Annotated in this window: 13 protein-coding genes and 1 tRNA gene; 8 read left to right on the plus strand and 6 right to left on the minus strand. The window is 62.4% G+C overall.

What is annotated here, in order from left to right; genetic code table 11:
- Window positions 1–35: 35 nt before the first annotated feature.
- The 3 genes from E4662_RS11870 to E4662_RS11880 are packed head-to-tail and all read left to right on the plus strand — an operon-like array spanning window position 36 to window position 2826.
- Window positions 36–1121 (plus strand): ABC transporter ATP-binding protein, encoded by a 1086-nt coding sequence (locus E4662_RS11870; protein WP_136441793.1) that lies wholly within the window; start codon window positions 36–38, stop codon window positions 1119–1121.
- On the plus strand, window positions 1121–1978 hold the full coding sequence (locus E4662_RS11875; RefSeq protein ID WP_136441794.1) for an ABC transporter permease: 858 nt from the start codon (window positions 1121–1123) through the stop codon (window positions 1976–1978). The genes E4662_RS11870 and E4662_RS11875 overlap by 1 nt, the downstream gene beginning before the upstream one ends.
- Complete coding sequence (locus E4662_RS11880) at window positions 1975–2826, plus strand: ABC transporter permease (RefSeq protein WP_136441795.1); 852 nt, start codon at window positions 1975–1977, stop codon at window positions 2824–2826. Before E4662_RS11875 ends, E4662_RS11880 begins: the two co-directional genes overlap by 4 nt.
- Before the next feature lie 22 nt (window positions 2827–2848).
- Here E4662_RS11880 and E4662_RS11885 read toward each other — a convergent pair whose 3' ends face one another.
- From E4662_RS11885 to E4662_RS11900, 4 genes are read right to left on the minus strand one after another with little or no spacing between them, the layout of a single operon-like run.
- A complete protein-coding gene (locus E4662_RS11885) occupies window positions 2849–3838 on the minus strand; it encodes a GlxA family transcriptional regulator (RefSeq protein WP_136441796.1) in 990 nt (329 codons plus the stop codon).
- Between the two features lie 15 nt (window positions 3839–3853).
- Window positions 3854–6322, minus strand: a complete 2469-nt coding sequence (locus E4662_RS11890; protein WP_136441797.1) for a GcvT family protein — start codon at window positions 6320–6322, stop codon at window positions 3854–3856.
- Between the two features lie 10 nt (window positions 6323–6332).
- Window positions 6333–7508 (minus strand): mandelate racemase/muconate lactonizing enzyme family protein, encoded by a 1176-nt coding sequence (locus E4662_RS11895; RefSeq protein WP_136441798.1) that lies wholly within the window; start codon window positions 7506–7508, stop codon window positions 6333–6335.
- Window positions 7495–9015, minus strand: a complete 1521-nt coding sequence (locus tag E4662_RS11900; RefSeq protein ID WP_136441799.1) for a trimethylamine methyltransferase family protein — start codon at window positions 9013–9015, stop codon at window positions 7495–7497. Before E4662_RS11900 ends, E4662_RS11895 begins: the two co-directional genes overlap by 14 nt.
- Before the next feature lie 94 nt (window positions 9016–9109).
- Here E4662_RS11900 and E4662_RS11905 point away from each other — a divergent pair, with 94 nt between their 5' ends.
- Window positions 9110–10018 carry a LysR substrate-binding domain-containing protein gene (locus E4662_RS11905; RefSeq protein ID WP_136441800.1) on the plus strand — a complete coding sequence of 303 codons (909 nt, stop codon included), beginning with the start codon at window positions 9110–9112 and terminating at the stop codon, window positions 10016–10018.
- A gap of 11 nt (window positions 10019–10029) precedes the next feature.
- Here E4662_RS11905 and E4662_RS11910 read toward each other — a convergent pair whose 3' ends face one another.
- Window positions 10030–10539, minus strand: coding sequence for a TetR/AcrR family transcriptional regulator (locus E4662_RS11910; RefSeq protein ID WP_136441801.1), 510 nt, complete (start codon window positions 10537–10539; stop codon window positions 10030–10032).
- Window positions 10540–10619: 80 nt separating this feature from the next.
- Here E4662_RS11910 and E4662_RS11915 point away from each other — a divergent pair, with 80 nt between their 5' ends.
- On the plus strand, window positions 10620–11666 hold the full coding sequence (locus E4662_RS11915) for an alcohol dehydrogenase family protein (protein ID WP_136441802.1): 1047 nt from the start codon (window positions 10620–10622) through the stop codon (window positions 11664–11666).
- A gap of 294 nt (window positions 11667–11960) precedes the next feature.
- On the opposite strand, the gene E4662_RS11920 is transcribed toward E4662_RS11915, so the two are convergent.
- Window positions 11961–12036, minus strand: a tRNA-Lys gene (locus E4662_RS11920).
- Between the two features lie 184 nt (window positions 12037–12220).
- Between E4662_RS11920 and dapF the strand changes: the two genes are divergently transcribed.
- The 3 genes from dapF (at window position 12221) to E4662_RS11935 (ending at window position 15003) form a co-directional block, all read left to right on the plus strand.
- Window positions 12221–13054: a diaminopimelate epimerase gene (dapF, locus tag E4662_RS11925; RefSeq protein ID WP_240705177.1), complete on the plus strand. Its 834-nt coding sequence runs from the start codon at window positions 12221–12223 to the stop codon at window positions 13052–13054.
- Entirely contained in the window at window positions 13051–14307 is a 1257-nt protein-coding gene (mtaB, locus tag E4662_RS11930) for a tRNA (N(6)-L-threonylcarbamoyladenosine(37)-C(2))-methylthiotransferase MtaB (protein ID WP_136441803.1), read from the plus strand. Before dapF ends, mtaB begins: the two co-directional genes overlap by 4 nt.
- An 81-nt stretch (window positions 14308–14388) precedes the next feature.
- Window positions 14389–15003: an FMN-binding negative transcriptional regulator gene (locus tag E4662_RS11935; RefSeq protein WP_136441804.1), complete on the plus strand. Its 615-nt coding sequence runs from the start codon at window positions 14389–14391 to the stop codon at window positions 15001–15003.
- The last annotated feature ends 59 nt before the right edge of the window (window positions 15004–15062 follow it).

The following is a 15062-nucleotide window of genomic DNA, read 5'->3' on the forward strand; positions in this document are numbered from 1 at the left end:
GCTTTCGGGTGCCGCCCACCTTTTACGGATTTCATATGACCCCTGATCTGGAATGCGCCGACCTCGTAAAGCAGTTCGGCGAGACGACGGCTGTCGACAACGTCTCCTTCTCGGTGCCGCCGGGCAGTTTCTTTTCGATTCTCGGCCCCTCCGGCTGCGGCAAGACGACGATCATGCGGATGATCGCGGGGTTCCTTGATCCCACCTCGGGCGACATCCGGATCAAGGGCGGCTCGGTTCTCGACACGCCGCCGAACAAACGCCCGGTGAACATGGTCTTCCAGCACCTCGCGCTCTTCCCGATGATGACCATTGCCGAAAACATCGGCTATGGACTGCGCCGGCGTGGCATGGCGAAACCGGACATCGCCCGAAAAGTCGACGAAGCGCTCGACCGCATCGGCCTGCCCGGCATCGGCACCCGCAAGGTGGATGAGCTCTCTGGCGGACAAAAGCAGCGTGTGGCCATCGCCCGCTGCATGGTTCTGGAGCCGGACGTTTTGCTTCTGGACGAACCGCTTGGCGCGCTGGATCTGAAACTGCGCGAACATATGAAGGTCGAGCTCAAGGCGCTTCAGGCGGCCTTTGACACCACCTTTGTTTATATCACCCATGACCAATCCGAAGCTTTGGTCATGTCCGATCAGGTCGCCGTCATGAACGATGGCCGGTTCGAACAGATCGGCACCGGGCAGGATCTTTACTACCGCCCCGACACGCCTTTTGTGGCCGGGTTCATCGGCGATTCGAACCGCTGGAAAGGCCGCATCGAACGCAGCGAAGCCGGCACGGTCCAGTTGCGCACCGACACCGGCCTGGCCATGCGTGCCAGCGGCGCAGACCTTGCCGAAGGCACGGCGGCAGAAATCTACGTCCGGCCAGAGGCGATCCGCATCGCGGCAACCGCCGAAGCGCTTTCCACCTTCGACAATCAGCTCAAGGGCACCGTGACCAGCTTGCTGTTCAACGGCGCCGCCAGCCGGGTTCTGGTGCAGGACGACGTGGGCGAAACGCTCGAAGTCACCTTGCCGCAATCCGGCGAGTTTGCCTCGCTCCAGCGCGGCGACACGGTGCACATCGGCTGGGGCGCGACGCAGGCCACCTGCTTTGGGGCAGGCTGATGCGCAGCCAGTCCCGCATCGCGTTCTACCTTTTGCTGACGCCGCTGGTGCTTTGGCTCGGCCTGCTGATCATCATCCCGCACATTGACATGCTTCTGATTTCCCTGCGGGAGCGCATCAGTTTCGGTGTCTATGAGACCAGCCTCACCCAATACGAAAAAGCCCTGACCGAACCGCTTTACCTGCGCACCTTTGCCCGCACCGCTGTCATGTCCGTCCTTGCCACCGCCATCACCCTGCTGATTGCTTTCCCTGTGGCCTATTACATCGCCAAGATGGCCAAGGGACGGTTGCAACAGGTGCTTTTCATGCTTTGCCTGATCCCGTTTTATGTCTCTGAACTGGTGCGCACCTTCGGCTGGATGATCCTCCTGCGCGAGACCGGGATCATCTCGAACCTGCTGCAATGGACCGGGCTCGCCGATCAGCCGGTGGAGTTGCTCTACACCGATGCCACCATGATGGTCGGCCTTGTCTACACCTCGATGCTGTTCATGGTCGTGCCGCTTGTGACAACCTTGGAAAGCCTCGACGACAGCGTGGTCGAGGCCGGCTATGACCTTGGTGGCAACGGGCTGTCTGTGCTGCGCGAGATCATCATCCCACACGCCATGCCCGGCATCGTGTCGGGCTGTATCGTCGTTTTCATGCTGTCCTTGGGCAACTATCTGACGCCCACGATGCTCGGCGGCAAAGACAGCCTGTGGTTCACCGAAATGATCTACAACCAGTTCATCGTGCGCTCCAACTGGGAGCTGGGCGCGGCCTTTGGCTTCATGCTTCTGCTGCTCTCCTCGGTGATCGTCTGGGGCATGTTGCGGCTGACGGGCCGGACGTTGAAGGAGACCATGGGATGATCCCGAGCATACCCCAATCCCGCAGCTTCCGGCTTGCCTATGGCGGCTATGTGCTGCTCTTCTTCGTCTATCTCGCCCTGCCGCTGACCGTGGTGGCCGTCTTTGCCTTCAACGACAGCCAGTTTCCATCGCTGCCATGGGAAGGTTTCACCTGGAATTGGTTCTTCGGCTCTGAACGCCCGCAAATCGGTGTCTTCCACGAACGCGGCATCCTGCGCGCCGTGGGTACTTCCGCCTTTGTCGCGCTTTGCGTGGCGGTTCTATCGGTGGCGGTGGGCACCTCCAACGCCTTCCTCTTCAACCGCTACGAGTTCCGCGGCAAAGGGCTGCTTTACGTTCTGATGCTGCTGCCACTTGTGATCCCCGGCATCGTGCTGGGCATCTCGATCCTCGTCTTCTCTTCGACGCTGGCCAACGGGCTGTGGGATCTGGCCCAGATGGACATTCAGGCCCTGCGCCCCGGTCTGTTGCTCGTCGTGCTCGGCCAGTTCAGTTTCATCACCACCATCGCCACGCTGGTGATCTCTGCCCGCCTGCAAAAGTTTGACCGCACGTTGGAGGAGGCGGCGTTGAACCTCGGCGCGGACCGGCTCACAGCCGTGCGCACCATCACCCTGCCCTTCCTCGCCCCGGCTATGATCGGCGCGGTGGTGGTCGCCTTCCTGATGAGCTTCGAGAACTTCAACACCACGCTCATGCTCGTCGGCTCCGACGCACCGCTGACCATCGCCATGTTCGACCGTCTCAAGGAAGGCTCCACGCCGCTCCTGAACGCGGTCTCGCTCCTCTTGATGCTCGGCTCTTCGCTGCTGGCTCTTCTGGTGATCCTGTTTCAGCGCAAACCCTGAGCCCGGTACAAACCGCAAAGGATCAAATCGCGCCGTGCTCGAAATGCGGCGAGATGCCAAAATGGCTGCGGTACAGTTTGGAGAAATGACCGGGCGAGCTGAACCCGCAAGCCACCGCCACATCGACCACCCGCATCTGCGTCTGCTGCAAGAGCAGTCGCGCCTTATCAAGGCGAAGTGTCGTCATGTGGATTTTCGGGCTGGTTCCCAGATAACGTTGAAACAACCGCTCCAACTGCCGCGTCGACAAGCCGACCTGCCCGGCAATCAGCGATGGCGAGAGCGTCTCTTCCAGCCCATCCTGAATAAGCCTGATCGCCTGCCCGAGTTTTTCGTGGCGTGTCCCAAGTCGGCACAGATCGCTCCGGGTTTGCCGGTCATTGCGGTCACGCACCGAGGCGTAGAGCAATTGGTCCGCCACCTGCGAGGCAATGGCGCTGCCATGTTTGCGGCCAATCAACGCCGAGAAGAGATCCAGCGTGGCCGCCCCGCCGCCGCAGGTTGCAACCGCGCTGTCCTCCTCGAAAACAGAGCATACCGCCTCAAGATCCGGAAACATCTCGGCCAGCGCGGGCTGCAGCTTCCAATGCGCGCTCAGCTTTTGATCCTGCCCCAGCCCGGTCTGGGCCAGCACCGCAGCGCCACCCCCAAGCGCGCAAATCTGCGCGCCAAATCGCATTGCCCGTCGCAGCCAGGCTTTGAGAACGGCAGACGCGACCTGTACCTCTATCAGCGGGGCGCAAAGAACCACGCAATCCCGGCAACGCAGGTCCGGCAGGCCACCCTCGACCTCCACGGTCATGCATGTGGAGGCAGCGACGGGATCACCCGTCTCGCTGACAATCTGCCAGGTAAAACCCGCCTCTCCCCGCGCCACATTGGCCGCCGCCAGCGAATCCAGCCCCGCGCCAAGATCCAGCGCGGAAAATCCGGGAAGCAGCAGAAAGAAAAACCGCTCCACCGCAACCAGATTGGCCTCACCGGCATCGATGCTGATTTCAGGACGTCCCATACCGCGCCTCCCCGCTCAGCACCGCATATTGGCGCCGTTGGGATCATAAAGCGGCGCGCCCAGCACTTCGGCATCATGGAACGTGCCAAGGATTTCGACCTGCAAGGCGGTGCCCGGCACGGCGTGTTCTGCTGCCACATAGCCCATCGCCATGGACTTGCCCGCCCGATGCGCATAGCCGCCTGAACTGACATAGCCGACCGCTTCGCCATCCTTCAGGATCGCCTCATCGCTTGACACGTCGATCCCGTCCACGTCGATGGTCAAAGTCACCAGCTTCCGGTCCACGCCTTCCTTGCGGAACGCTTCGGTCGCCGCCTTGCCGGCAAAGTCCTTCTTCCAGTTGATGAAGACATCCATGCCGCTTTCGACCGCGTTGAAATCCGGGCGGAACTCAAGGGTCCAGACGCCCCAGCCTTTCTCAAGCCGCATCGACATCAACGCCCGCGCCCCGTACCACCGATAGCCCAGATCGGCCCCGGCCGCCTCAATGGCCTCCGCCAGCCGCAACAGATACTGCGGACGGCAATAGATCTCGTAGCCTAACTCACCGGAGAAGCTGATCCGGTTCAGGATCACCGGCACACCGCCCACAAACGTCTGGCGCAGGTCGCGGAACTTCAGTGCCTCCGCGCTCACATCATCCCGCGTAATCCGCGCCAGAAGCTCCCGCGATTTTGGCCCCGAAAGCGCAATCCCGTGCCAGTCGTCGCTGACGTTGGCATAAGACACAACCTCGGGCAGATCCTTTTCGAACCAGCGCCGATGCGCCTCCTGCATCGCGCCAGAGCCGAACAGCATGAAGTGATCCTCGGCAAGGCACGCCACGGTCAGATCTCCGTAAAGCTTGCCTTTCGGGGTCAGCATCGGGGTCAATGTCAGACGCCCCGGTTTCGGCACGTAGCCCGCGAGCAGATGATCGAGATACGCCCGCGCGCCGGCCCCTTTGAACTCATGTTTGGCAAAGTTGGCGATCTCGATGCCGCCAACCGCCTCTTGCACCGCCTTCACTTCGCGCGCCACATAGTCATGGCTGCGGTTGCGCTCGAACGTCGGCTCTTCATGCGCATCTTCGGGTCCATCAGCGAACCAAAGCGCATTTTCCAGCCCGAAGCCCTGCCCCATCCGTGCGCCCTTCGCCACCAGCCGGTCATAGAGCGCGGTGGTCTTCTGCATCCGCCCTTTCGGCAGCGTCTCGTTCGGGAATGTCATCACGAAGCGGCGCTCGTAGTTTTCGGAACTTTTGACCGTGCCCCAATCCGGCGTCGCAAACTCGCCGAACCGCGCCACATCCATCGCCCAGACGTCAATCGACGGCTCCCCGTCGATCATCCATTCCGCCATGGTCAACCCAACGCCGCCGCCCTGACAAAAGCCCGCCATGACGCCCACGGCGACCCAGTAATTCTTCATCCCCGGCACCGGGCCGATCATCGGGTTGCCATCGGGGCCAAAGGTGAAGGGGCCGTTGATCATGTCCTTGATGCCCGCCTCGCCAATCGCCGGAATGCGGTCAAAGGACATCTCCAGCCGATCCGCAATGCGGTCCAGATCCGGCTGCAACAGCTCATGGCCAAAGTCCCATGGCGTGCCGTCCACCTTCCAGGGCGTCGATTTTGGCTCATAGGTGCCAAGCAGCATGCCCTGCCGCTCCTGCCGGAAATAGATGTTCGCCTCATAATCAATGCCCGCAGGCAAACGCCCCGCCTCGCCCATGCTGTCCATGCGATCCGCGATCATCGGGATCTTGTCGGTGATCAGGTAATGATGTTCCATCGGCTGCACCGGCAGATGCACGCCGGACATATGCCCCACTTCGCGCGCCCAGAGCCCGCCGCAGTTGACGATATACTCGGCGTTGATCTGGCCTTTCGGCGTCGTCACATCCCACGACCCATCGGACCGCTGAGACAGGCCGGTCACCCCGCAATGGGTGAAGTACTGCGCTCCGTGCACGCGGGCGGATTTGGCGAAAGCATAGGTCGCGCCCGAGGGGTCCAGATCCCCGTCCTGATCATCCCACAGCGCGGCATAGTAATGCTTGGGGTCAATCAGCGGATGCCGTTCGGCCAGTTCCTTGGGCGAAATGAACTCCTGATGCAGCCCCATGTACCGCGCCTTGGAACGCTCACGCTTGAGGTAATCATACCATTCCTTGGTCGAGGCCGCATAAAAGCCGCCGGTGATGTGCAGCCCCACGGAATGGCCGGAGGTCTCTTCGATTTCCTTGTACAGATCAATGGTATAGCTCTGCAGACGGCTGATGTTTGGGTCCGAACTGATGGTGTGGATCTGCCCCGCCGCGTGCCAGCTTGACCCGGAGGTCAGCTCATCGCGTTCCAGCAGAACAACATCCTTCCAGCCGAACTTGGCCAGGTGGAACAGGATCGAACACCCAACCACCCCGCCGCCGATCACAACAACCTTGGCGTGGGACGGCAGCGGTTTTCCGGTGGTGGTTTCGTCTTTTTGTAACTCGGGCATGGGTCAGTCCTCAGTGAAGCGGCAGGCGACGGAAACGGCCGGGTTTGGCCGGGTCGTGAAAATGGTCGAGCGGTCCGTTCCGGACCAGGTGGTCGTGCCAGTGCGCAAGCGCATCGCGATCCAGCGTCACGCCCAGACCGGGCCCTTCGGGCACCGCGACCACGTCGTTTGTCTGGCGAAAAGGCCCGCCTTCGATCACGTCGCCCACCTGCCAGCGAAACAGGGATTGGCTCGGTTCGGTGATCCACGGCATGGCGGCGGACATATGCAGATAGCCCGCAGTCGCGATACCCGCGTCACCGGAGTAACACCAAAAACCGACGCCCATCGCCTCGCAGGCTCCGATAAAGCGCATGGCGCGCGAGATGCCGCCCAGAACCGCGAAGTTCGTGACGATGTATTCCGGCGCGCCCAGCGCGACGGCGCGGCGCAGATCCGGCACATGCGTCGAGATCGGAATGGTGAAATGACGGCGCAGCTCGGCCATTTCCTCGAACGTGGCAACCGGATCTTCGTAATTCCGGATGTCATAAGGTTCGATTTCGCGAAACACCCGCATCGCCGTGGGCAAAGACCACTGCATGTTGCTGTCGAGCCGGATCACCGCCCGGCGGCCAAGCGTCTCACGCAGCGCCTTGACCGTGTCGATCTCCAACTCCGGGTCCCCAAGGATCAGCTTGCCTTCGAACAGGGTTGATCCGTGTTCTTCGTGCATCCTTGCGCAGTAGTCCGCCACCGCCTGCGGCGTCATCTCTCCGCCCGCGCGAAAGCCGAAATACTCGGTGAACGCAATCTCCCTGCGCACGGCCCCACCCAACAGGCGATAGAGCGGCTCTCCCGCCACCTTGCCGCGCAAGTCCCACAGAGCAATCTCGATCGCCCCAAAGGCTTTGACCACCGAGCTGTCATCGGTGTTCTGAACGATCTGCCAGGGCGGCACGCACAGCGCCTCACATCCGGCAATATCCAATGGATCCGCCCCGATCAGCCGCGCGCCCATCGCCTGAACCGTCTCGACCACATCCACCGAGGGCGCTTCACCCAGCCCGACGAGCCCTTCATTGGTTTCGACCTCGATGATCGTCTTGGACGTGCCGGGATAATGCCCGCCGGTCCACCACATGGGCTTTTCCAGCGGGATGTTGACGGGCGTGGCGCGCAGGCCGGTGATCTTAACACCAGGCATCGGGCAAAACTTCCTTTCGCCGGGCAACAAAGGCTTCAAGCGCCTGCCTGACCGAAACATCCATCGGCGGCGCGCGGTACTCTGCCAGCATGGACCGGACCCGCGCGTTGGCACGCTGCCGCATGTCCTGCGATCCGGCCTCTTCCCAGCTTTCGACATTCTCGCTGTCGCTCAGGACCGGTTCGTAAAACGCATCCTTGTAGTGACGCATCGTGTGCGCACACCCGAGGAAATGCCCACCCGCGCCGACCTCGTCATAAGCATCGCGGGCCAGCGCCTCATCCGAGACATCCAGCCCCCGGCCCAGCACCTTCTGATAGCTGCCAAGCCGGTCCGCATCCATGACCAGCTTCTCAAACCCGGTGCACAGCCCCCCTTCGAGCCAACCGGCAGCATGCAGAACAAAATTCGCCCCGGCGAGCATGGTCGAATGCATGCTGTCCGCGCTTTCATAGGCCGCCTGTGCATCCTCGATTTTGGAGGCTGTCAGGGACCCGCCGCAACGCAGCGGCAGCCCCGCGCGCCGGGCCAGCTGACCAATGGCGTAGTTCGACACCACCGGCTCCGGCATTCCAAAGGTCGGCGCGCCGGACTTCAGGGACATGGACGACAGGAAGTTACCCAGAACAAAGGGCGCACCGGGCCGCAACAGCTGCACATAGGCGCAGACCATCATCGCCTCGGCCATCGCCTGCGCCACGGAGGCCGCGGTGCTGACCGGGCCCATCGCCCCCGACAGGATAAACGGCACCACGATCAGGCCCTGACCGCGCGACGAATAGACCCGCGCGGATTCGGTCACCACCTTGTCCACCAGCAGCGGGGAGTTGGTGTTGACGTTGCCCATGATGACGCAATTCTGTTCCATCACCTCCTTGCCAAAGACGATCTCGGCCATGTCGACACTGTCCTGCGCCCGGCTCATCTCGGTGATCGCCCCGAGATGCGGCTTGTCCGACAGGGTCATATGCGCCAGCAGCATGTCGAGATGCCGCTTGCTGACCGGCACGTCGCAGGGCTCGCAGGTGACAAAGCCGCCGTGATGCAGGTTCGGATGCAAATAGGTCAGCCGCACCAGATCGCGGAACGCCGCCATATCGCCATAGCGCCGCCCCCCTTCCAGATCGCGCACAAAGGGCGCGCCATAGATCGGGGCAAAGACCTGATTGGCGCCGCCTATCACCACCGACCGCGCAGGGTTGCGTGCCAGTTGAGTGAATTCTTTCGGGGCCTTCGCGCAGAGCGCCCGGATCCAATCGGCCGGGGCGCGTACGATATCCCCGTCCACCCGAGCCCCCTCGCGCCGCCACAGCGCCAGCGCTTCGGGATCATCGCGAAAGGCGATGCCGACATCCTGCAAGATCCAGTCGACCTGCCCCTCCAGCCGGACGATCTGCGCCTCATCCAGCATATCGTAATACGGGACAGTGCGTTGGATATGCGGCGACGGCAGAGCGCCTGCCCGCGCCTGATTGCCTGTTCTTGTGTTGCGTGCCCGGCGCGCCATGGGAAGCCTCATTGAATCGGTCTGATCAAGAATTAGCGCGCAGAAACCCCTCTGTGACGTTTGAAAATTGCAATGAATTGGATAAGCATGACTTATGCAAAAGCTCTGGTCTCTCTTCTCCTCCCCACGTCATCTCGTCTTCTTCGAAGCCGCCGCGCGCACCGGTTCCTTCACGCAAGCCGCGCAGGAGTTGAACGTTCAGCAGCCTGCGGTCAGCATGGCGATCAAACAACTGGAAGACTCGCTGGGTGTCATGCTGTTCCAGCGCAGCCACCGTAAGATCACCCTGACAAATGCTGGAAACCGTTTGTTCTCCGACGTCACCCGCGCCTTCGAGCAACTGGCGCAGTCCGCCGCCGCGATCCGGCAATTCACCAGCAACGATCACGTGACCCTCAGCGCGTCCTCGGCGTTCAACAACTATTGGATGCTGCCCCGCATCCGCTCTTTTCAGGCCAATCACCCCGACATTGACCTACGGCTCCAGTCCAGCAACCGCGAACCGGACCTGAACGTCGAGACGATCAGCCTCGCGGTGCGCCTCGGCACGGGGGACTGGCCCGATTGCGACAGCGCCCTGATCGCCGAAGAGGAAATCTACCCGGTCGCCGCGCCGCGTGTGATGGCCTCGGCAGTCAATCTGACCAATGTCGCGATGCTTCTGGCCCAGCGGCTGATCCACCTCGAAGAGCCGATTCGTGAACGCCCCTCATGGCAACAATGGTTTCAGGCGATCGGCGTGGATGGAATCCCCCCAAGCGGCGGTCTGCGGCTCAACGACTATGCGCTGGTGCTGCAGGCGGCCATGGCTGGCGAAGGCTTTGCCTTTGGCTGGCACCACGTTGTCGATCCGCTGGTCCGGCAGGGGTTGCTCACGGCGCGGCGGGACTGGACATGGAAAACCGGGCGCGGCTTCTACCTTGTCTGGTCGAAATCCCATCCCCTCATCCCGAAGGCCGAAATTGTGCGCGATTGGATCCTGTCCGAAGCGCAGTCCCGGTAAGCCCCGCCCGATCAGAGACGCTCGGCAAAGCGCTTTGCCGTTGCGGTGGCCTCCGCGCCAAGAAGCGGCCATGTCTGGGTCAGCCCTTCAAAGAGAAACGCAAGATCGACGGCCTGAGACTCACACCCGATGAGGGTTGCAGCCTGCGCCGCGACCTCGCTCTTGTGCTGCTTCAAAAGGGCCAGAAGCCGCCCGTTCTGCGGCGCTGCCGCCACGGCGGCGTGAAACAGGCAACCGTGCGGCGCTTCCGTCGCCATCCATTCGGCAATCCGGTCGATGATCTCCGCAAGGCTCAGGTCTCCCGCGCCCGGCACCGGTGCAAACACGTGGTCAAGATACCGCAGATGACGATGCTCCAGCGCCGAAAGGACCATTTCGTCCCTGGATGGCGTGTACTTGTACAGCGTGCGCAGGCTCACCCCCGCAGCATCCCGCAGCGTTTCGACGTTGGGCTCTGCAAATCCATGGGAAATGAAAGCCCGCTCCAGCCCGGCGGCGATTTTGGTTGCTGTGTCCGTCATGCTTGACTGTGTAGAATGATCCCTCTACCACGGCAAGTAGAGCAAGTATTCTACCCATTTCTCCAGCGAAGGATTTCGGCATGGCTGAGAACAACACAATGAGCGGCGTGGTGATGACGGGCCATGGCGGGCCGGAGAAGCTGGAATGGCGGGATGACCTGCCGATGCCGGTACCGGGCCCGCGCGATGTGCTTATCCGGGTGCGCGCGGCGGCGGTGAACAACACCGATATCAACACGCGCATCGGCTGGTATTCCAAGGGCGACGCCGATGCGGATGACGCCAGCTGGACCGGAAAAGCGCTGGAGTTCCCCCGCATTCAGGGGGCCGATGTCTGCGGCGAGATCGTCGCCGTCGGGCAGGACGTCGATCAAGGCCGGATCGGGGACCGTGTTCTGATCGAACCCTGCCTGCGCGAGGTGGACGGGGCGCTGCAGGATCCCGCCTGGTATTTCGGCTCCGAATGCGACGGCGGCTTTGCGCAATACACCCGCGTCGCCGACCGGCACGCGCACAAGATCACCTGTGACCTGTCCGACGTGGAACTGGCCTCCTTCCCCTGCTCCTACTCCACCGCCGAGAACATGCTGACCCGCGCCAATGTGCAGGCGGGCGATACGGTGCTTGTGACCGGCGCATCGGGCGGCGTGGGGTCGGCCACGGTGCAGCTTGCCCGCGCGCGCGGCGCAACGGTGATTGCCGTCACCAGCCCGGCCAAGGCCGAGGCCTTGCGTGATCTCGGGGCCGAACGAACCCTGGGCCGCAACGACGATCTGCTGGCCGAACTGGGCGCAAACAGCGTCGATGTCGTGGTCGATCTGGTCGCCGGCCCGAAATGGCCTGCCCTGCTCGATGTTCTGCGCTCCGGCGGGCGCTACGCCGTGGCCGGGGCCATCGGCGGGCCGATGGTCGAACTTGACGTGCGCACGCTTTACCTCAAGGACCTGAGCTTCTTTGGTTGCACCGTTCTGGAACCGCAGGTGTTCGGCAATCTGATCGGCCGAATCGAACGCGGCGAAATCAAACCTCTGGTCGCCGAAACCCACCCGCTGCGGGACATCGGCGTGGCACAGCAAAGTTTTGGTGAAAAAGGCTATATCGGAAAAATCGTCCTCGAAATTCCATAACGCCGTCCCGCGTTTCCGCCGAAACCTGCATCCATACGCTGAGCATCACGGGATGCTCAGCCCATGGCACGGCGCTGCTTCGAGAACGCCATCACGGTCTGGCCCCCCTGAGCCGCCTCGACTGACGCGCTCACCCCCAAAAAAACCGCTCCCGTTCCACACATCACCGCACCCGGACTCGCAGGACGACTCTCCTCCCGAATCCGAACTGATGTTCAAGTCCAAATGGCAAAAAGGATCTCAATCCGAGGATTGAGCCTCCGGAAAAATAGTCTTTGTTCTCTGGAGGATCAGTGGTGAGCCGTGCAGGATTCGAACCTGCGACCCACTGATTAAAAGTCAGTTGCTCTACCAACTGAGCTAACGGCCCACTGTGGCGGCGTCTCTACGGGCTGTGGCATGTCGGGTCAACCCACTGTGTGCATTTTTCTTGGAAGTTTTTTGACAAGCCATCCCGTTTCCCCGATCCGGCCCTGCGCCCCTCCAAAAAACGCATAGCAGCAAACACGTGCACAGCACTGGATTCAGGCGGTCGACAGGCGTATATCGCCCGAATGAGTGAGACGCGCAGCACATCAGTGCCCTTCATGAAAATGCATGGGCTGGGAAACGACTTTGTCGTGATCGACGCCCGTGATCGGTCCGTCGACGTCACACCTGCCTTGGCCGTCGGTATTGCGGACCGTCATCGCGGGGTGGGGTTCGATCAGCTGACCGTGATTTCCGAATCTGACGCAGGCGACGCGCATCTGACCTTCTACAACGCCGACGGCAGCACCGCCGGAGCCTGCGGCAACGCCACGCGCTGTATTGCCCGGCACTTGCTGAACCAGACCGGCACCTCCGCGCTCACCCTGACCACCGAACGCGGCACACTTTATGCCAAGGACGCGGGCGAGGGTCTCACATCGGTGAACATGGGCCACCCGCAACTGTCATGGGACGAGATTCCGCTGGCCGAGGAAATGGACACGCTGGAGCTGCCCATCGAGGGCGCGCCCTCGGCAACCGGTATGGGCAATCCCCATTGTACCTTTTTCGTCGAAGACGCCGAGGCGATCTCGCTCGACCAGTTCGGCCCGCGCTATGAACACCACCCGCTCTACCCCCAGCGCACCAATGTGCAGGTCGCCAGCCTTGTCGGCCCAGATCATATCCGTATGCGCGTCTGGGAGCGCGGCGTGGGCCTGACGCTGGCCTCCGGCTCCTCTTCCTGCGCCACAGCGGTCGCCGCCGCGCGGCGCGGCCTCACGGGGCGCAAGGTGCGTATCGATCTCGATGGCGGCACGCTCTGGATCGACTGGGCCGAGGATGGCGTCTGGATGACCGGCGCAACGGCCCATGTCTTTGACGGCCATTTCACTGCCGACTGGCTGGCTTCCTTATGAGCGCGCCCAAATTCACCACCCTCGGCTGCCGCCTCAACGCCTATGAGACCGAAGCCATGAAGGCGCTGGCGGAAGCAGCGGGCGTCAGCGACGCGGTGATCGTGAACACCTGCGCCGTGACCAACGAGGCCGTCTCCAAGGCGCGCAAAGAGATCCGACGCCTGCGCCGCGAGAACCCCGAGGCAAAAGTCATCGTCACCGGCTGCGCCGCCCAGATCGACCCCGACAGCTTCGCCGCCATGGACGAGGTCGACGCCGTCATCGGCAACACCGAAAAGATGGCGCCGGAGACATGGAACAAGCTCGGCCCCGATTTCATCGGCGAGACCGAAAGCGTCATGGTCAATGACATCATGTCGGTGACCGAAACCGCAGGCCACCTGATCGACGGCTTCGGCACCCGCAGCCGCGCCTATGTTCAGGTGCAAAACGGCTGCGATCACCGCTGCACCTTCTGCATCATTCCATACGGTCGCGGCAATTCGCGCTCTGTTCCGGCGGGTGTCGTGGTCGATCAGATCAAACGCCTCGTCCAGCAGGGCTATAACGAAGTTGTGCTCACCGGCGTGGACCTGACCTCATGGGGCGCGGACCTGCCCGGAGAGCCGCGCCTCGGCGATCTGGTGATGCGCATCCTGCGCCTGACCGACGTGCCGCGCCTGCGGATCAGCTCCATCGATTCCATCGAAGCGGACGAAAACCTGATGCTCGCCATCGCCACGGAAAAGCGCCTGATGCCGCATCTGCACCTGTCGCTCCAGCATGGCGACGACCTCATCCTCAAACGCATGAAACGCCGCCACCTGCGCGACGACGCCATCCGCTTCACCGAAGAGGCCCGCCGCCTGCGCCCCGAAATCACCTTTGGGGCCGACATAATCGCGGGCTTCCCCACGGAAACAGACGCGCATTTCGAGAACTCTCTCAAGCTGGTGACAGACTGCGATCTGACCTGGCTGCACGTCTTCCCCTACTCCGCCCGCCCCGGCACGCCCGCCGCCAAGATCCCGGCCAAGGTGAACGGCACGGTGATCAAGGACCGCGCCGCGCGGCTGCGCGCGGCAGGCGACTTGCAGGTGCGCAAACACCTCTCCGCGCAGGCGGGCCGTACCCATCAGGTGCTCATGGAAGCGCCCGATCTTGGCCGCACGGAGCAATTCACCGAAGTGACCTTCGCATCGCCCCAGCCCGTGGGCCAGATCGTCACAGCCCGCGTGACGGGCCACTCGGACACACAGCTGACTGCCGGGTAAACGCCCGTATCAGTACAATACTTTGCTTGGCGCATCCCGCATGCTCGCCTAGCGTGGCGGCGCAACAAAAGACAAAGCGCCATGCATCCCAATCCCACCTTCCGCCAGACTGAAACCCAAAACGCGCTGACCTTCGCCCGCGCGCGGGCCTTTGGCACATTGGCCGTGAACAGCGATCCTGTCCCGCTAACCGCGCATATCCCCTTCCTTCTGACAGAGGACGGCCAAGCGGCCGATCTGCACCTCGTCCGCTCGAACCCGATCCGCAAGGCTTTGGGCCCCGCCGTGCTCACCGTAACCGGGCCGGATGCCTATATCTCGCCGGACTGGTACGGCGCGGATGATCAGGTCCCCACCTGGAACTACGTTGCCGTCCGCCTGACCGGCACGCTCGAAGCGCTGCCTGCCGAACACCTGCCGGACCTGCTCGCCCGGCAATCCGCCTTCTTCGAAGACCGCCTCGCGCCCAAACCACCCTGGACCATGGACAAGCTGACGGGCGAAACCGAAGCGCGCTTCATGCGCATGATCCTGCCCTTCCGCTTTCACATCACAGATGTGCAATCGACCTTCAAACTCGGGCAGAACAAACCCGCCGAGGTCCGCAAGGCCGCAGCCGAACAGCTCACCACCGGGTTCGGATCTGACCTCACTGCGCTCTCGGACATGATGCGGAACGCAGAGGAAACTGGCTAAGGCGTTTCGCGAAAACCTGAATCAGAAAAGCGCTGCCAAGCCTCTGCTCTCTCGCGACT

The sequence above is a fragment of the Pacificoceanicola onchidii genome (assembly GCF_004804335.1).
GTDB classification, from domain to species: Bacteria; Pseudomonadota; Alphaproteobacteria; order Rhodobacterales; family Rhodobacteraceae; genus Pacificoceanicola; species Pacificoceanicola onchidii.